Source organism: Terrabacter sp. Root85, assembly GCF_001429185.1.
Classification (GTDB): Bacteria; Actinomycetota; Actinomycetes; order Actinomycetales; family Dermatophilaceae; genus Terrabacter.
Genome location: NZ_LMIW01000008.1, coordinates 245,498 through 262,036, shown reverse-complemented (window position 1 = coordinate 262,036; position 16,539 = coordinate 245,498). Strand labels below are relative to the sequence as shown.

Below are 16,539 nucleotides of genomic sequence, written 5' to 3'. Positions count from 1 at the left end.
CGCCGCGCGCAAGGAGCCCGCATGACCCGCCGATTCGACGATCTCGCCGATGCCGTCCTCGCCGGCACCCCCGCGAGCACCGACGACGCCCTCGACGTCCTGCGCGCCACCGACGAGGAGCTGCTGGCCGTCGTCGCGGCCGCGGCACGCCTGCGCCGCAAGCACTTCGGCAACACCGTCAAGGTCAACTACCTCGTCAACCTCAAGTCGGGCCTCTGCCCCGAGGACTGCCACTACTGCTCCCAGCGACTCGGCTCGCAGGCGGACATCCTCAAGTACACCTGGCTGAAGCCCGACGAGGCCATCGAGCAGGCGGCCGCCGGACTGCGCGGCGGCGCGACCCGGATCTGCATGGTCTCCAGCGGACGCGGCCCCACCGACCGCGACGTCGAGCGCGTGGCCGGGATGGTCGGCGCGCTCAAGCAGGAGCACCCTGACGTCGAGGTCTGCGCCTGCCTCGGGCTGCTCAAGGACGGGCAGGCCGAGCGGCTGCGAGAGGCCGGCGTCGACGCCTACAACCACAACATCAACACGGCCGAGTCGCACCACGACGACATCGTCACGAGCCACACGTACGCGGACCGCGTCGACACGGTGACCAAGGCCAAGGACGCCGGTCTGTCACCGTGCTCGGGCCTCATCGCCGGCCTCGGCGAGACCGACGACCAGCTCGTCGAGGCCCTCTTCGCCCTCCGCGACCTCGGGTCGGACTCGATCCCCGTCAACTTCCTCATGCCCTTCGACGGCACGCCGCTCGAGGGCACGTGGGATCTCACCCCCGGACGCTGCCTGCGCATCCTCGCGATGGCGCGGATCGTGAACCCGGACAAGGAGATCCGCATCGCCGGAGGTCGCGAGATGCATCTCCGCTCACTCCAGGGCCTGGCCCTCCACGTCGCCAACTCGATCTTCCTCGGCGACTACCTGACGTCCGAGGGCCAGGCCGCCGAGGCCGACCTCGAGCTGATCCGCGACCACGGCTTCGTCGTCCTCGGCGCCGACGAGCACACCTCCGTCCCGAGCGGCGTCCCCATCGCCACGCACGACCCGGCGAAGCGGCGTCGGGGGGCCGGCACGGACCTTCCCGCCAATGCCTGAAGCCCCGGGATCGCCGCTCGCCGCCCGTGACCGCGGGCTCGTCTGGCACCCCTATGCCCCGCTCGACGGACCCGAGCCGTATGCCGTCGAGGGCGCCTCGGGCGTGCGGCTGTCCCTCACGGCCCCCGACGGCGAGCAGTTCGAGGCCGTCGACGCGATGGCCTCCTGGTGGTGCGCCGTCCACGGGTACCGCAACCCGGTCCTGGACGCCGCGGCCCACGAGCAGGTCGACCGTTTCAGCCACGTCATGTTCGGCGGACTGACGCACGAGCCCGCGGTCCGGCTCGCCGAACGCCTCACGACGATGGCCCCCGGCCCGATGGCCCACGTCTTCTTCGCCGACTCCGGCTCGGTCTCGGTCGAGGTCGCCCTCAAGCTGGCCCTGCAGTACCAGGCCGCGCGCGGACGCCCCGACCGCCAGCGTTTCCTCACCGTGCGCGGTGGCTACCACGGTGACACCTTCGCCGCGATGAGCGTGTGCGACCCCGTCGACGGCATGCACTCGGCCTTCCCGGGCGCCCTGGCCCGGCAGGTCTTCGCCCCGAGGCCCCCGGCCGCACGCCTCGTCACCACGCCCACCGGCGAGGACCGTTGGGAGACGGACCGCTCCGCTCTCGACCTCTGGACGGCCGAGGTGCGCCTCCTCGCGCAGACCCACACCGACGAGCTCGCCGCCGTCGTCGTCGAACCGGTCCTCCAGGGCGCCGGCGGCATGCACGTCTACCACCCCGACTGCCTGCGGGTGCTGCGCGAGGTCGCCGACGACCACGGTCTGCTCCTCGTCGTCGACGAGATCGCGACCGGCTTCGGTCGCACCGGTCGCCTCTTCGCCTCGGAGTGGGCCGACGTCGCCCCCGACGTGATCTGCGTCGGCAAGGCTCTGACCGGTGGATACCTCTCTCTCGCAGCGGTGCTCATGACGCGCGAGGTCGGAGACGCGATCACCAGATCGGCGTTCCGAGCCCTCCTACACGGCCCGACCTTCATGGCCAACCCGCTCGCCTGCGCCGTGGCCAATGCCTCCGTCGAGCTCGTCGAGGCGACGTGGAAGGACCAGGTCCCCCGCGTCGGACGCCTTCTCGCCGAGCACCTCTCTCCCGCGGCGTCACTCCCCCACGTCGCCGACGTGCGCACCCTCGGAGCCGTCGGCGTCGTTCAGCTGACGTCGCCCGTCGACGTCGCCCGCGTCACCCGCGCAGCACTGCGGCGTGGTGTCTGGGTGCGCCCCTTCCGGGACCTCGTCTACACGATGCCGCCCTACGTCTGCACGGATGACGACGTCCGTGTCATCGCCGAAGGGGTCGTCGGCGCCGTTGCAGAGGTCCACGGATGAGCACCTGGGACGCGTGGCTGGCGGAGCGCTCCGACCTGCGGGCCGAGCGCAGCACCGAGCGCTTCGACCCCGTCCTGCGTCTGGGCGGTCCGCGGCGCGGGTCGCGTGACCCGCTCGACCTCGCCTCCAACGACTACCTCGGCCTGTCCCGCGACGACCGTGTCGTGGCGGCCGCCCACGAGGCGCTGGAGCGCTACGGAGCCTCGGCGACGGCGAGCCGGCTCGTCAGCGGCACCCTTCCCGTCCACCGTGATCTCGAGGCCGCCCTGTGCCGCCTCACGGGCCAGGCGAGCGCGCTCGCCTTCTCGACGGGGTATGCCGCCAACCTCGGGGTGCTGACCGCGCTGAGTGGGCGGGGTGCCGAGATCCTTCTCGACGCCCACGCGCACGCCTCCCTCCACGACGCCGCCCGGATGTCCCGGGTCCCCTACGCCACGTTCGCCCACAACGACGCCGCAGCCCTCGACCGCGAGCTCGCAGCGCGGCCCGATCGGCGGGTCCTCGTCGCCGTCGAGTCGATCTACTCCGTCCTCGGCGATGCCGCGCCCCTGCGCGCGCTCGTGGAGGTCTGCCACCGTCACGGCGCCCTGCTCGTCGTCGACGAGGCGCACGGCATCGGGGTGGCCGGTCACGGCCGCGGCCTCGTCCACGAGCTCGGCCTCGACGGGGCCCGCGACGTCGTCGTGACCCTGACCCTCTCGAAGGCGCTGGGATCCCAGGGCGGTGCGGTGCTCGGCCCGACCACGGTGCGCCACCACCTCGTCAACACCGCGCGCAGCTTCATCTTCGACACCGGGCTCGCGCCCGCGTCGGCGGCCGCAGCCTGCGCCGCCGCGGGCCTCGTCGCGGACGACCCGAGCCTGGCGGCCGCGGTCCGCGCCAACGCCGGCACCATCGCGGCGATCTGTGGCATCCATCAGGCGGCCGGAGCCGTCCAGTCGCTGCCGATGCCGTCGCCCGAGAGCGCCGTCGCCGCGGCCCTCGACCTGCGCGCCCAGGGTGTCCTCGTCGGCTGCTTCCGGCCACCGAGCGTGCCCGACGGCGTGTCCCGCCTCCGTGTCACGGCCCGTGCCGACCTGTCCGGCGACGACCTCTACGCGGCCGCCCGACTCGTGGCCCGGGCGGCCGCGATTCACGGCGGGGCTCCCGACCCCGCTACCGTCGAGGGGCCACGGGCAGGGGACGCTCCCTCCCCCGTCCGTGGCCTCCCGTCGGTCGCGGCCGTCGAGGGTGTGCAACCACCGGCACCACCCTCGCCACTCGGGTCCATCCCACCGCACGGCGACGATGACTGAGGCGCACCTTCCCCGCGTCGTCCTCGTCACGGGCACCGACACCGACGTGGGCAAGACCGTCGTCACGGCGGCCGTCGTCGCCACGGCACGAGCCGCGGGGCTCAGCGTCACGGCCTACAAACCCACGCAGACCGGGGTGGCACCCGGCGAGCCGGGAGACATGGCCGAGGTGGAGCGCCTGACGGGCGTGGCGGTCGTCGAGGGCGTACGCCTTCGGGCGCCCATGGCGCCGAGGCCGGCGGCCGCGCTCGAGGGCGCCGACCTGCCCACCCTGGCCGACCACGTGGCCCGCGTCGCGGACCTGGCCGTACGCCGCGACCTCGTCGTCGTCGAGGGCGCGGGCGGTCTGCTCGTCGAGCTCACCGACGCCGGGGAGACGTTGGCCGACCTCGCGAAGGTCCTGCCCGACAGCGGCGTGCTCGTCGTGGCCCGCAGTGCGCTGGGCACCCTCAACCACACCATGTTGACGCGAGAAGCCTTGTTCCACAGAGGAGTCCGGCCACTCGGCATCGTCATCGGCGCGTGGCCCGAGCACCCCGACCTCATCGAGACGACGAACCGCGACTACCTCGGCGCGCTCCCCGAGGGCCTGGTCGGCGCCGTGCCGCTCGGTGCCCCGCGCCACGACGCGGCGACCTTCGCCGCCGACGCTCCCGGCTGGCTGCCGGGGCTTGCTCAGCGCCTCGGGACACCCTGACGCAGCAGACCGTGCACGATGCCGTCGGTGAGGGCACGCCACGACGCGGCGAGGATCGAGCCGGCCACACCGATGGTGTCCCACGACGTCTCTCCGTCGGAGGTCTCGATGAGCACGCGCGTCACGGCGTCGGTGCCGTGCGAGGCGTCGAGGATGCGCACCTTGAAGTCGATGAGCTCGATCTTCTCGATCTCCGGGTAGGCGCGAGCCAGGGCCTCCCGCAGGGCGTGGTCGAGCGCGTTGACGGGACCGTTGCCCTCGCCCGTCGCGATGAGGCGGGCACCGTCGGCGCGCAGCTTGACGGTCGCCTCGGACGTCGCGTCCCCCTCGCCCGAGGAGTCGGTGATGACCCGCCACGACTCGACCTCGAAGTAGTCGGTGCAGCCCGGCTCGAGCGCCTCGCGGAGCATCAGCTCGACGGTCGCGTCTGCGGCGTCGAAGGTCCAGCCGCGCAGCTCGAGGTCCTTGACCTCGGCGAGCACGGCGGCGACGACGTCGGGGCGGTCGGACAGGTCGAGGCCGGCCTCACGGGCCTTGAGCTCGATGCTCGCCCGCCCGGCCATGTCGGAGACGAGGGTGCGCATGCCGTTGCCGACGAGCGACGGGTCCATGTGCTGGTAGAGGTCGGGGTCGACCTTGAGCGCGCTCGCGTGGAGACCGGCCTTGTGCGCGAAGGCGCTGGCGCCCACGTAGGGCTGGCGGCTGTAGGCGGGGACGTTGGTCACCTCGCTGATGGCGTGCGCGATGTGCATGGCCCGGCGGAACGCGTCGGGCTCCATGGCGTCGAGCCCCAGCTTGAACTGGAGGTTGGCGGCGACCGTGAGCAGGTCGGCGTTGCCGGTGCGCTCGCCGTAGCCGTTGACGGTGCCCTGGACGTGGGTCGCCCCGGCCCGGACGGCCGCGACGGAGTTGGCGGCCGCGCAGCCGGTGTCGTTGTGGCAGTGGGCGCCGACGCGGGCGCCGGTCGAGGCGATGACGTCGGCGACGACCTCCTCGACCTGGTGCGGGAGCATGCCCCCGTTGGTGTCGCAGAGCACGACGACCTCGGCGCCGGCCTCGTGCGCGGTGCGCACGACCGAGAGGGCGTAGTCGCGGTCGAGGTGCCAGCCGTCGAAGAAGTGCTCGCAGTCGAGGAAGACGCGGCGACCCTGGCCGACGAGGTGGCCGACCGTGTCGCGGACCATCTCGAGGTTCTCCTCGAGCGTCGTGCGCAGGGCCCGCTCGACGTGGCCGGTGTGGGACTTGGCGACGAGGCACACGACCGAAGCCTCGGAGTCGACGAGGGCGCGCACGAGGGGGTCCTCCGCCGCGACCCCGCCGGCGCGACGGGTGGCCCCGAAGGCGGCGAGGGTCGCGTGACGCAGGTCGAGCTCGGTGCGGGCCCGCTCGAAGAACTCCGTGTCCTTCGGGTTGGCTCCGGGCCAGCCGCCCTCGATGAAGTCGACCCCGAGATCGTCGAGCAGCCCGGCGATGGCCAGCTTGTCCGACACCGAGAGGTTGAGCCCCTCCTGCTGGGCGCCGTCGCGCAGGGTGGTGTCGTAGACGTGCAGCGCTTCCATGGCCTTCATTGTCCTCGATCTCGGGGGTTCGGCCGACCGCCTGTCCAGGGGCGGGCGACGCGGGTGTGGGAGGCGTCCCGGTCTCTTCTCGTGGTCGCGGCGGCCGGGGTGGCGGCCTACGCGGTGTCTCCCTCGGGGTGGTTCGGGAAACAAAAAGACCCCCCAGGGTTGGGAGGTCTGCGCGACGAGGGGTGCTCGTCGCGCTATTCGATAATGAGGGTGCCGGTGGGCACGGGTCGCTTCATCACACGCTCACGGTAGGGCTCGCGAAACATCCGCGAAACACCGCGTCCGGATCGTGGGACCGCTGTCCCACTCCGCGGTTCGAGGTGATCCCGCCACCCGCCCGGGGTCCGACCTCACCTCGACCGGGCGGGACGGCATCCGTCATCGGCTGGTGGCGGCGGCCTCGACGAGGGCCCGGAAGAGGCGCGGGTCCGTGCCGACCTCCGGGTGCCACTGGACCGCGAGCCGGAAGAAGGCGTCCGGGTCCTCCATCGCCTCCAGCGTGCCGTCGTCGGCCCACGCCGAGGCCTCGTAGCCCGGATGGGTCAGGACGGACTGGTGGTGGTAGCTCGGCACGTCGGCCTCCTCGCCGAGGATCTCGGCCAGCCGGGTCCCCGCGACGGTGCGCACTGCGTGGTTGCCGTACGTCGCCGGCGCCGGTGAGTGCTCGTCGTGGCCGACGCGGTCGGGCACGTGCTGCTCGAGCAGCCCACCGGCCGCGACCGCCATGACCTGCATCCCCCGGCAGATGCCGAGGAGCGGCACGTCGGTTCCTGCCGTCGCCCGGGCGATGGCGAGCTCCGTCGAGTCACGGTCGGGACGTGAGGCCTGGACGGAGGCGTGCCGTTCGTCCGCGTAGAGCTCGGGCGCCACGTCGACCCCACCGGCGAGGATGACGCCGTCGAGGCGCGCGACGATCTCGAGCGCCGTCCCGTCGTCGAAGTCCGGGCGCGGCGGGATGACGATCGCGATCCCGCCCGCCTCCTCGACCTGTCGGACGTAGCGGTGCGGCACGAGGGCTCCGGGCACGTCGACCCAGCGACCCCACGACGCGCGTTCGACGTAGGCGGTGATCCCGATGACCGGACGACCCATGACGACCTCCTGCTCCAGCCTCCCACTCGCCTCAGAGCGGCGTGACGTATGCGCCCGAGATGCCGCCGTCGACGAGGAAGGTCGACGCCGTGATGAAGCTGGACTCGTCGGAGGCGAGGAAGAGCACGGCGTTGGCCATCTCCTCCGGCTCGCCGAAACGGCCCATCGGGACGTGGACGAGCCGCCGTGCGGCACGCTCCTCGTCCTTGGCGAAGAGCTCTTGGAGGAGGGGGGTGTTGACCGGACCGGGGCACAGCGCGTTGACGCGGACCCCTTCCCGGGCGAACTGCACGCCGAGCTCACGGGACATCGAGAGCACGCCGCCCTTGCTCGCGCTGTAGGAGATCTGCGACGTCGCCGCGCCCATGACGGCGACGAAAGAGGCCGTGTTGATGATCGAGCCCTTGCCCTGCTCGAGCATGTAGGGCAGGGCTGCCTTGCAGCAGAGGTAGACCGACGTGAGGTTGACCTCCTGCACCTTGCGCCAGGCGTCGAGGTCGGTGTCGAGGATGGAGTCGTCCTCGGGCGGGCTGATGCCGGCGTTGTTGAACGCGATGTCGACCGAGCCGTACGTCTCCTTGGCCGTGCGGAAGAGCGCGTCGACGTCCTCCTTGCTCACGACGTCGACCCGCACGAAGGTGCCGCCGACCTCCTCGGCGATGCGGGTGCCGTTCGCCTCGTCGAGGTCGCCGATGACGACCTTCGCGCCCTCCTCGGCGAACCGCCGCACGGTCGCGAGACCGATGCCCGAGCACCCGCCCGTGATGACCGCGACCTTGCCGTCGAGCCTGCCTGCCATGTGGATTCCCTTCCAGCCCAGTGGATCTGCGTGTTGGTATGTCGACCGTCAGTCGGTCGAGATGAAGACGTTCTTGACCTCGGAGAACGCGTCAAGCGCGTCGGGGCCGAGCTCACGCCCGATCCCGCTCTGCTTGAAGCCGCCGAACGGCGTCGAGTAGCGGACGCTGCTGTGCGAGTTGACGGAGAGGTTGCCGGCCTCGACGCCACGCGCGACCCGCAGGCCACGACCGATGTCGCGGGTCCAGATGGACCCCGAGAGGCCGTATGCCGTGTCGTTGGCCTTGGCGACCGCGTCGGCCTCGTCGTCGAACGGCATGACCGCGACGACGGGCCCGAAGACCTCCTCCTGCCAGACCCGGTCGGTCGTCGAGCGCGGCAGGACGACCGTCGCGGGGTACCAGTAGCCGCTGCCCTCGGGGGCCTCCCCGCGGAAGGCGACGTCGACGTCCTCGGTGGCCTCCTCGACGTAGGAGCGCACCGTGTCGCGCTGCCCGGAGCTGATGAGCGGGCCCATCTCCGCTGCCTCGTCGCGAGGGTCGGTGACGACGACGCCCCGCACCGCCGTCTCGAAGTGCTCCATGAAGGTGTCGAAGGCGCTGCGCTCGACGAGGATGCGGCTGCGCGCGCAGCAGTCCTGGCCGGCGTTGTCGAAGACGCCGTAGGGGGCTCGCGCCGCGGCGAGCTCGAGGTCGGAGTCGGCGAAGACGATGTTGGCGCTCTTGCCGCCGAGCTCGAGGGTCACGCGCTTGACCTGGTCGGCGGCCCCGCGCATGATCCGCTGGCCCACGACCGTGGAGCCGGTGAAGCAGACCTTGCGCACGTCGGGGTGCGTGACGAAGCGCTCCCCCACGACCGTGCCCTTGCCGGGGACGACGGTGAAGACCCCCTCGGGGATCCCGGCCTCGAGGGCCAGCTCACCGAGGCGGACGGCGGTCAGCGGGGTCAGCTCGGCGGGCTTGAGCACGACCGTGTTGCCGGCGGCGAGAGCCGGTGCGAAGCCCCAGCCGGCGATCGGCATGGGGAAGTTCCACGGGACGATGATGCCGACGACACCGAGCGGCTCGCGGAACGTGACGTCGATGCCGCCGGCGACGGGGATCTGCCGACCGAAGTGCCGCTCAGGCGCCCCCGAGTAGTACGCGAGGACGTCGCGGACGTTGCCCGCCTCCCAGCGTGCGTTGCCGATGGTGTGGCCGGCGTTCTCGACCTCGAGCAGGGCGAGCTCCTCCTGGTGCTCGCCGACGAGGTCCGAGAAGCGGCGCAGGAGCAGCGACCGGTCGGCGGGGCTCACCGCGCGCCACGCGGGGCTCGCGGCCGAGGCGCGGGCGATCGCGGCGTCGGTCTGCTCGAGCGAGGCGAGCTCGACGGTGCGGACCACCTCCTCGGTGGCCGGGTTGATGACGTCGTGCGTGGTGGTCACAGTCGCTCGAATCCTCTCCTGCGCTCCCAGTCGGTGACGGCGGCGTTGAAGGCCGTGATCTCGACGTCGGCGGCGTTGACGTAGTGGTCGACGACCTCGTCCCCGAAGGCCGCTCGGGCCATGGTCGACCCGGCGAGCAGGTCACGGGCCTCCTGGAGCGTCGAGGGCACGCGTGGCTTGTCCGACGTGTAGGCGTTGCCCTCGAGCGCCGGCTCGAGCTCGAGCTCGTGCTCGATGCCGTGGAGACCACCGGCGAGCATGGCCGCGACGGCGAGGTAGGGGTTGAGGTCGCCGCCACCGATGCGGTTCTCGACGCGGAGGCCGGCGCCGTGGCCGACGACGCGCAGTGCGCACGTGCGGTTGTCGCGGCCCCACGCCACCGTCGTCGGGGCGAAGCTTGCCGACGCGAATCGCTTGTAGGAGTTGATGTTCGGTGCGTAGAAGTAGGTCAGCTCCTGCTGGGTCGCGAGGATGCCGGCGAGGAAGTGCTCGAACATCGCGCTGTGCCCGTGCTCGCGCTCCTCGTCGACGAAGACGGTCTCTCCGTCGAGGCCGCGCAGCGACAGGTGGATGTGGCACGAGCTGCCCTCGCGCTGGTCGAACTTGGCCATGAACGTCAGCGACTGGCCGTGGTGGGCCGCGATCTCCTTGGCGGCGTTGCGGTAGACGACGTGGTTGTCGCACGTGCGCACGGCTTCGTCGAAGAGGAAGCCGATCTCGTGCTGGCCGTAGTTGCACTCGCCCTTGGCGCTCTCGACGACGGCGCCGGCGGCATACATCTCGTTGCGGATCTCGCGCAGCAGCGGCTCGACGCGGTCACCGCCGAGGATCGAGTAGTCGACGTTGTAGCGGTTCGCCGGGGTCAGGCCCGTGTAGTTCGCGTCCCAGGCCTGCTCGTAGGACTCCTGGAAGACGATGAACTCGAGCTCGGTGCCGCAGTGCGCGGCCATGCCGAGCCCGGCGGCCCGGTCGACCTGGGCCTTGAGCACCGACCGGGGCGACTGCGCCACTGCGCCGCTGCCGTCGAGCCACGTCAGGTCGCACTGCACGGTTGCCGAGTGACGGCTGCCGGGCGTGCGCCGCAGGGTGTCGAGGTCGAGGTCGAAGAACATGTCGCCGTAGCCGCGCTCCCACGAGGAGATGGCGTAGCCGTCGACGGTGTTCATGTCGACATCGACGGCCAGGAGGTAGTTGCAGCCCTCGGTGCCGTCCTCGAGCACGTGGTCGAGGAAGTAGTGGCCGTGCAGACGCTTGCCCTGCAGCCGCCCCTGCATGTCGGTGAAGGCGACGACGACGGTGTCGATGTCTCCGGACTCGATCTCCTCGCGGAGCCGGTCGAGCGTGAGCGTGGGTGTGGGCGCCATGTCGTGCCTTCCTGTCGTCTCAGCCGATGAGGCCACGGAGCAGCGCGGAGGTGGCGTCGCAGTGCTCCTCCATGACCGCCCGGGCTCGTTCCGCGTTCCCGCCGAGGATGGCCCCGACGATCTGGTGGTGCTGGGCGTTCGAGTGCTCGATGTTGCGCCGGAGCACGGGGATCGCCATGAGCATGTCGTGCAGGGCCGCCTGCGACCGCGTCACGGCGTCGATGAGCATCGGCGACCCGGAGAGGGTCGCGACGGCCAGGTGCAGCCGCGAGTCGGCAACCCGGTGTGCGGCAGGGTCGGGAGCGTCGTCGACCTCGACGAGGCTGTCGGCGAGCCACGCCCGTTGGTCGCCGGCGAGGGACTGGGTGGCTGCGAGCCAGGCGGCGCCGGGCTCGACGACGCGGCGGAAGGTCAGGGCGTCGCGCATGGCCGCGCCGCTGCGCACGAAGGCGCCGGAGGTGCTCGAGGGCAGCTCGGCCGACTCGGTGACCCAGGTGCCCCCGCCACGTCCGCGTCGGGTCGTCACGAGGCCCGAGTCGCGCAGGGCGGCGATTGCCTCGCGCAGCGTGTTGCGGCTGACACCGAGCCGTTCGGCGAGCTCGCGCTCGGGCGGGAGCTGCTCGCCGCGGGCGAAGACGCCGAGCCGGATGGCCGTCGCGAGCTGTTCGACGGTGCCCTCGAAGACGTTGCCGGTGGCGGGGCGCAGCACGACGTCCGGCAGGGACGGCTGTCGTTCGGCTGCGCTCACGTGTCGATCCAATACCGTCACCTCCACCTCGTCAATGGTCTGAGAAAGAACCATTAGGGCGTGTCGGACCCAGCCTGCCGGAGTCGCAACCCCTGCGGGTCGAGCGGCGCCCGCAGCCCGACCGAGAGCGGGTGCCGCTCGCCGGCCAGGTCGATCACCCACTCCCCCGTGCGTACCCATTCCGCCGTGGCCCCGCCCGTCCCACGGTCCCCCACGAGCGCCAGGCCGACGCCGGCCCCCACGGTCGCCCCCCACGCCGCGCTCGTCACCTGACCGACGGGTCGACCGTCCCTCAGGACGAGCTCACCGCCCCACGGGTAGGCCGCCGGGTTCCCCAGGACGAACGACACGACCCGTCGCGGCGGGGTCACGGCCTTCGCGGCCTCGACGGCCCGCCGCCCGAGGAAGTCGACGTCCGTGCCGAGCTTGCAGGCGAAGGTCAACCCCGCCGCCACGGGCCCGGTCTCGGTCGTCAGCTCGCGCCCGAACGCGCGGTAGCCCTTCTCGAGCCGCAGCGCCTCGATGGCGTAGTAGCCGGCAGGCCGCACGCCGACGTCGGCGCCCGCACGGAAGAGGTCGTCGTAGACGCCGACGGCGAGCTCGGTCGGCACGTAGAGCTCCCACCCGAGCTCACCGACGTACGTGATCCGCGTCGCCCGCACGACGGCCGACCCGAGACGCACCTCGCGGCTCGTGCCGAACGGGAAGGAGGCGTCGTCGAAGGAGTCGTCCGACAGCGCCGACAGCAGGTCGGCCGAGCGCGGTCCCATGACGCCGAGGACGGCATACGCACTCGTGACGTCGACGACGTTTGCGTCGGCACCGACGGGCAGGTGCCGCCTGAGCCAGTCGAGGTCGCGCACGGTGGTGGCCGCGCTGCTGACGACGAGGAACTCGCGGTCGGAGGTCCGGGTCACGGTCACGTCGGACTCGTAGGTGCCCGCACCGTTGAGGATGCCCGTGTAGACGGTGCGACCCAAGGGGACGGCGACGTCGGCGGTGCAGATCCACTGCAGCGCTCGCTCGGCGTCCGCGCCGACGACGAGGTACTTCGAGAAGGACGTCTGGTCGAAGACGGCCACGGCGTCGCGCGTCGCCCGCTGCTCCTCGACGCACCAGTCGACCCAGGTCGGCCTATCCCACGAGTAGTCGAGACGTGGCGACTGGCTTTGTGGCGCAAAGACATTGGCGCGCTCCCAGTGGTTACGCGTCCCGAGCACCGCCCCCTGGGCGACGAGCCGGTCGTGCACCGGCGAGAGTCGCTGCGCGCGGCCCGTCTCGGGCTCGCGGTTGGGCCACGGCACGGCGTAGTGCAGGCCCAGCACCTCGACGACGCGCTCACGGAGCCAGGCATGGTTGCCGGCGAGCGGCGAGAAGCGACGGATGTCGGCGCTCACCAGGTCGAGTGTCGGACCGCCCTCGACCACCCACTCGGCGAGCGCGCGTCCGGCACCACCCGCGCTCGCGATCCCCACCGAGTTGAAACCCGCCCCGACGAAGAAGCCCGGCAGCTCGGGCGCCTCACCGACGATGAACTGGTTGTCGGGCGTGAAGCTCTCGGGGCCGTTGTAGAACTTGCGGATCCCGGTCTCGGCGAGCACCGGCAGGCGGTGGATCGCGCTCTCCATGAGCACCTCGAAGTGCTCCCAGTCCTCGTCGAGGAGCGCGAACTCGAAGGGGTACGGGATCCGGTCGGGCGACACCCACGGCTTGGCCTCGGGCTCGAAGCCGCCGACGAGGAGGCCCCCGACCTCCTCCTTGACGTAGGTCCAGCCGTCGGGGTCGCGCAGCACGGGCAGGTCCCGGTGCACGCCCTCGATCGGCTCGGTCACGACATAGAAGTGCTCGGCCGAGTGGAGCGGGACGTTGACCCCGGCCATCGCGCCGACGGCCCGCGCCCACTGACCGGCGCAGTTGACGACGACGTCGGCCTCGACGTCTCCGTGGTCGGTGCGCACCCCTGCGGCCCGTCCGTCACGCGTCAGCACGTCCGTGACGCGGACCCGCTCGGCGATGCGCACCCCGAGCTGCCGGGCCCCCTTGGCGAGGGCCTGGGTGAGGTCGGTCGGGTTGGTCTTGCCGTCACCGGGGAGCCAGATGGCGCCGACGACGTCGTCGACCCGGATGAGCGGGTAGCGCTCGCGCGCCTGGTCGGGCGTCAGCAGCTCGCAGTCGAGGTCGTATGCCGCCGCGCTGGCCGCCGTGCGCCGCAGCGCGACCAGACGCTCCGGGGTGCGGGCCACGGTCAGGCCGCCGCAGACCCGGTAGCCGGTGCCGAGGCCGGTCTCGGCCTCGAGGCGCGAGTAGAGGTCGGTCGAGTACTGCACGAGCCGGGTCCCGGCCTCGCTCGCCCGCAGCTGCCCGACGAGTCCGGCGGCGTGCCACGTCGTCCCGCACGAGAGGCTGCCCTGCTCGACGAGGAGCACGTCGGTGCGGCCGAGATGGGCCAGGTGGTAGGCCACGCTGGCGCCGATGACGCCGCCCCCGATGACGACGATCTCTGCGCGAGAGGGAAGTTCGGTCATGAGGCTCCTTCGGGATCGTCACCGACGGCGGCGGCGACGAGCGTGTCGAGACGCAGACTCGTCAGCAGGGACGCCGCCGGCTCGAAGCGCTCGGTCGTGAAGGCCCAGAAGTCGGCGTCGAGGTCGGAGACGCCGTGCTGGATCGCGCCCCAGAGGGTCCACGCGTACTGCCCGGCCAGTCCCCAGAGCTCGGCCCGCGCCAGCAGTCGGTCGCTGACCCTGCCGTGGTAGGCGTCGACCAGCTCGACGAGGAGGTCGTGGCCCAGCCGCGACTCGTTGACGAGGTTGCCGAGCTCGAACGCCGCCTCGTTGATGCCGGAGTACTCGTAGTCGATGATCCGCACCTCCCCGCCGTCGTCGAGGAAGTTCGCGGCGAGCAGGTCGTTGTGGCACGGCACGAGCGGGTCGGGGTGGACCCGCAGCGCCTGCTCGACGCGGGCCGCTGCGGCCTCGAGCCGCCAGTAGCCCTCGGGGACCCGCAGGCCGCGCTCCCGGACGATGGCGGCATACGACCTCTGGATGTCGAACATGTCGAACCGCGAGGCGAACGGCGGCCCGGCGTGCAGGCGGCGCAGGGACGCTGCGATGCGGGGCAGGTTGGCACCCACGTCCGCGGCGGCATACGTGCGCCCCGGGAGAAACTCGACGACGAGGATGCCGGCCCCGGGCACGTAGTCGACGACCGGGGCACCCACCCCGGCCTCGGCCGCGGCGATCGAGTTGAGCCACTCGTGCTCGTGGTCGACGGCGAGCAGGGCGCTCGTCGGCGACGACACCCGCACGACGACGTCGAGGTCGCCGGTCCGCACGCGGTAGTTGTGGTTCGTCAGGCCACCCGGGAGCTCCGTCACCTCGCTCGGCTGTCCGGCGCGGGACAGCCGAGCGAGGGCGGTGGCGAGCTGGTCGGCCGGACCGGGAGCAGGGTCCGGCCGGGCCCGCGGCTCCGTGGTCACTCGCTGAACGCGTCGACGACCTCGGGGTCGATGTTGGTCTTCGGGCCCTTGAACCAGTGACGTGCCGAGACCCGCCACCAGATGGCGAGCACGAGCAGGGAACCGAGCGTGAGGATCGGGGCGTAGTTGACGAACTTCCACTCGAAGCCGTCGGTGAAGGGCACACCGCCGGGCACGAACGGCAGGATGAAGTAGATCGAGATGATCGCGATCTCGATGACGGCCACGAGGTTCATCCACTTGTACTTCGGCCCATTGGTCCACGAGCCGGGCACGAACGCGTCGCCCATCTTCCAGCGGAGCCAGATCGGGATGAGGAAGGCCAGGTAGAGGCCGATGACGGCGACCGAGACGACCGCGTAGAAGGCGGTCGGCACGATGAGCGGCGCCTCCTCGGTGCCGATGTTGACCTCGACGAGGGCGGGCAGCGTGATCATCGCGCTGACGACGCCGACGAGCATGACGGCGTTGGCCGGCACCTTCGCCCCCGTCAGCGTCGACCACAGGCGCGAGCCGGGCACGGCACCGTCGCGGCTGAAGGCGAACGTCATGCGCGAGGCGCTCGTCATGCACGAGGTCGTGCAGAAGAACTGCCCGACCGCCGAGATCGTGAGGATCGCGGCCGCCCACTTCGAGTCCATGGCGTGCGTGAAGATGTAGGCCACGCCGCCGCCGCCGACGCCGGCGTTGTCCGGCTTGCCGTCGGCACCGTTGGGGATCGCGAAGAGGAAGCAGAGGAGCAGGATCCAGCCGCCGATGGCGGAGTAGAAGATCGAGCGCCAGATCCCTTGTGCCGCAGCCTTGGACGCGGCCGAGGTCTCCTCCGACAGGTGCGCGGAGGCGTCGAAGCCGGTGATCGTGTACTGCGTCAGCAGCAGGCCGAACGGGACGATGAGGAGCCAGTAGGTGGGCGAGCTCGTCGAGCCGTCTGCGTAGCCGGAGTTGTTGAACCTCTCCGTGAAGACGTAGGAGAAGCTCTGGTGGTTGTCGGGCACGACGATGAGGATGAGGATGATGACGGAGGCCCCGACGACGTGCCACCACACGGAGACGTTGTTCATGACGGCCATGAGGTGGCCGCTGAAGATGTTGAGCACCGCGGCCGCGACGAGCACGACGAGGAAGATCCAGAAGACGCGCGTCAGCGAGTAGCCGTCGGCGTAGCCCTTGGACCACGTGCTGAGGGCCAGGTCGATGAAGGTGGCGCAGCCGTAGGCGACGGACGCGGTGACGGCGACGAGGCCGATGAGGTTGAGCCAGCCGGTGAAGAAGCCGGCACGGGCGCCGCCCATCTTGTTGGCCCACCAGTAGATCCCGCCGGACGTGGGGTAGGCCGAGACGAGCTCGGACATCGTCAGACCGATGACGAGGATGAAGGCGGCCACGATCGGCCAGCCCCACGAGATCGCGATCGGGCCGCCGTTGTTGAAGCCCTGGCCGAACGTCGTGAAGCAGCCGGCGAGGATCGAGATGATGGAGAAGGAGATCGCGAAGTTCGAGAAACCCGACCACGAGCGGTCGAGCTCCTGCTTGTAGCCGAGTTCCGCCAGACGGCGTTCGTCGTCGGAGAGACCAGTTGCCTGAGCCATGCCCTGCACTCCCATCTTCGGTATGAAGTTGGACCGATGCTAGCGCCGCACATCGC

13 protein-coding genes are annotated in these 16,539 nt (G+C 71.4%); 4 read left to right on the top strand and 9 right to left on the bottom strand.

Annotated elements, in window-relative coordinates:
* Positions 1-21: 21 nt before the first annotated feature.
* From bioB to bioD, 4 genes are read left to right on the top strand one after another with little or no spacing between them, the layout of a single operon-like run.
* Positions 22-1,098, top strand: coding sequence for a biotin synthase BioB (bioB, locus tag ASE25_RS07740; protein ID WP_056824501.1), 1,077 nt, complete (start codon positions 22-24; stop codon positions 1,096-1,098).
* A complete protein-coding gene (bioA, locus tag ASE25_RS07735; RefSeq protein ID WP_056824498.1) occupies positions 1,091-2,431 on the top strand; it encodes an adenosylmethionine--8-amino-7-oxononanoate transaminase in 1,341 nt (446 codons plus the stop codon). Before bioB ends, bioA begins: the two co-directional genes overlap by 8 nt.
* The gene (locus ASE25_RS07730) at positions 2,428-3,726 is read left to right on the top strand and encodes an 8-amino-7-oxononanoate synthase (RefSeq protein WP_056824495.1); all 1,299 of its coding nucleotides are present in this window, start codon (positions 2,428-2,430) and stop codon (positions 3,724-3,726) included. The genes bioA and ASE25_RS07730 overlap by 4 nt, the downstream gene beginning before the upstream one ends.
* A complete protein-coding gene (gene bioD / locus ASE25_RS07725) occupies positions 3,719-4,423 on the top strand; it encodes a dethiobiotin synthase (RefSeq protein ID WP_056824491.1) in 705 nt (234 codons plus the stop codon). The genes ASE25_RS07730 and bioD overlap by 8 nt, the downstream gene beginning before the upstream one ends.
* Here the strand turns inward: bioD and cimA are convergent.
* The 9 genes from cimA to ASE25_RS07680 form a co-directional block, all read right to left on the bottom strand.
* Positions 4,402-5,982: a citramalate synthase gene (cimA, locus tag ASE25_RS07720; RefSeq protein WP_056824490.1), complete on the bottom strand. Its 1,581-nt coding sequence runs from the start codon at positions 5,980-5,982 to the stop codon at positions 4,402-4,404. The two genes, bioD and cimA, sit on opposite strands and share 22 nt — an antisense overlap.
* A gap of 387 nt (positions 5,983-6,369) precedes the next feature.
* Positions 6,370-7,083 (bottom strand): gamma-glutamyl-gamma-aminobutyrate hydrolase family protein, encoded by a 714-nt coding sequence (locus tag ASE25_RS07715; protein WP_056824487.1) that lies wholly within the window; start codon positions 7,081-7,083, stop codon positions 6,370-6,372.
* Positions 7,084-7,114: 31 nt separating this feature from the next.
* A complete protein-coding gene (locus tag ASE25_RS07710) occupies positions 7,115-7,882 on the bottom strand; it encodes a 3-oxoacyl-ACP reductase (RefSeq protein ID WP_056770230.1) in 768 nt (255 codons plus the stop codon).
* A 48-nt stretch (positions 7,883-7,930) separates the two neighbouring features.
* Entirely contained in the window at positions 7,931-9,304 is a 1,374-nt protein-coding gene (locus tag ASE25_RS07705; protein WP_056770234.1) for an aldehyde dehydrogenase, read from the bottom strand.
* Positions 9,301-10,668 carry a glutamine synthetase family protein gene (locus ASE25_RS07700; RefSeq protein ID WP_056770237.1) on the bottom strand — a complete coding sequence of 456 codons (1,368 nt, stop codon included), beginning with the start codon at positions 10,666-10,668 and terminating at the stop codon, positions 9,301-9,303. The genes ASE25_RS07705 and ASE25_RS07700 overlap by 4 nt, the downstream gene beginning before the upstream one ends.
* Before the next feature lie 19 nt (positions 10,669-10,687).
* Positions 10,688-11,416 carry a FadR/GntR family transcriptional regulator gene (locus ASE25_RS07695; protein WP_255358388.1) on the bottom strand — a complete coding sequence of 243 codons (729 nt, stop codon included), beginning with the start codon at positions 11,414-11,416 and terminating at the stop codon, positions 10,688-10,690.
* Between the two features lie 53 nt (positions 11,417-11,469).
* On the bottom strand, positions 11,470-13,941 hold the full coding sequence (locus tag ASE25_RS07690; protein ID WP_056824484.1) for an FAD-dependent oxidoreductase: 2,472 nt from the start codon (positions 13,939-13,941) through the stop codon (positions 11,470-11,472).
* Complete coding sequence (locus tag ASE25_RS07685) at positions 13,938-14,894, bottom strand: choline/ethanolamine kinase family protein (RefSeq protein ID WP_056824481.1); 957 nt, start codon at positions 14,892-14,894, stop codon at positions 13,938-13,940. Before ASE25_RS07685 ends, ASE25_RS07690 begins: the two co-directional genes overlap by 4 nt.
* Entirely contained in the window at positions 14,891-16,483 is a 1,593-nt protein-coding gene (locus ASE25_RS07680; RefSeq protein WP_056772476.1) for an amino acid permease, read from the bottom strand. The genes ASE25_RS07685 and ASE25_RS07680 overlap by 4 nt, the downstream gene beginning before the upstream one ends.
* Between the last annotated feature and the right edge of the window lie 56 nt (positions 16,484-16,539).

Bases quoted from the DNA above. Each gene is read 5' to 3' on its own strand.
- bioB (WP_056824501.1), top strand. From the start codon at position 22: ATGACCCGCCGATTCGACGATCTCGCCGATGCCGTCCTCGCCGGCACC.
- bioA (WP_056824498.1), top strand. From the start codon at position 1,091: ATGCCTGAAGCCCCGGGATCGCCGCTCGCCGCCCGTGACCGCGGGCTC.
- ASE25_RS07730 (WP_056824495.1), top strand. From the start codon at position 2,428: ATGAGCACCTGGGACGCGTGGCTGGCGGAGCGCTCCGACCTGCGGGCC.
- bioD (WP_056824491.1), top strand. From the start codon at position 3,719: ATGACTGAGGCGCACCTTCCCCGCGTCGTCCTCGTCACGGGCACCGAC.
- cimA (WP_056824490.1), bottom strand. From the start codon at position 5,982: ATGGAAGCGCTGCACGTCTACGACACCACCCTGCGCGACGGCGCCCAG.
- ASE25_RS07715 (WP_056824487.1), bottom strand. From the start codon at position 7,083: ATGGGTCGTCCGGTCATCGGGATCACCGCCTACGTCGAACGCGCGTCG.
- ASE25_RS07710 (WP_056770230.1), bottom strand. From the start codon at position 7,882: ATGGCAGGCAGGCTCGACGGCAAGGTCGCGGTCATCACGGGCGGGTGC.
- ASE25_RS07700 (WP_056770237.1), bottom strand. From the start codon at position 10,668: ATGGCGCCCACACCCACGCTCACGCTCGACCGGCTCCGCGAGGAGATC.
- ASE25_RS07690 (WP_056824484.1), bottom strand. From the start codon at position 13,941: ATGACCGAACTTCCCTCTCGCGCAGAGATCGTCGTCATCGGGGGCGGC.
- ASE25_RS07680 (WP_056772476.1), bottom strand. From the start codon at position 16,483: ATGGCTCAGGCAACTGGTCTCTCCGACGACGAACGCCGTCTGGCGGAA.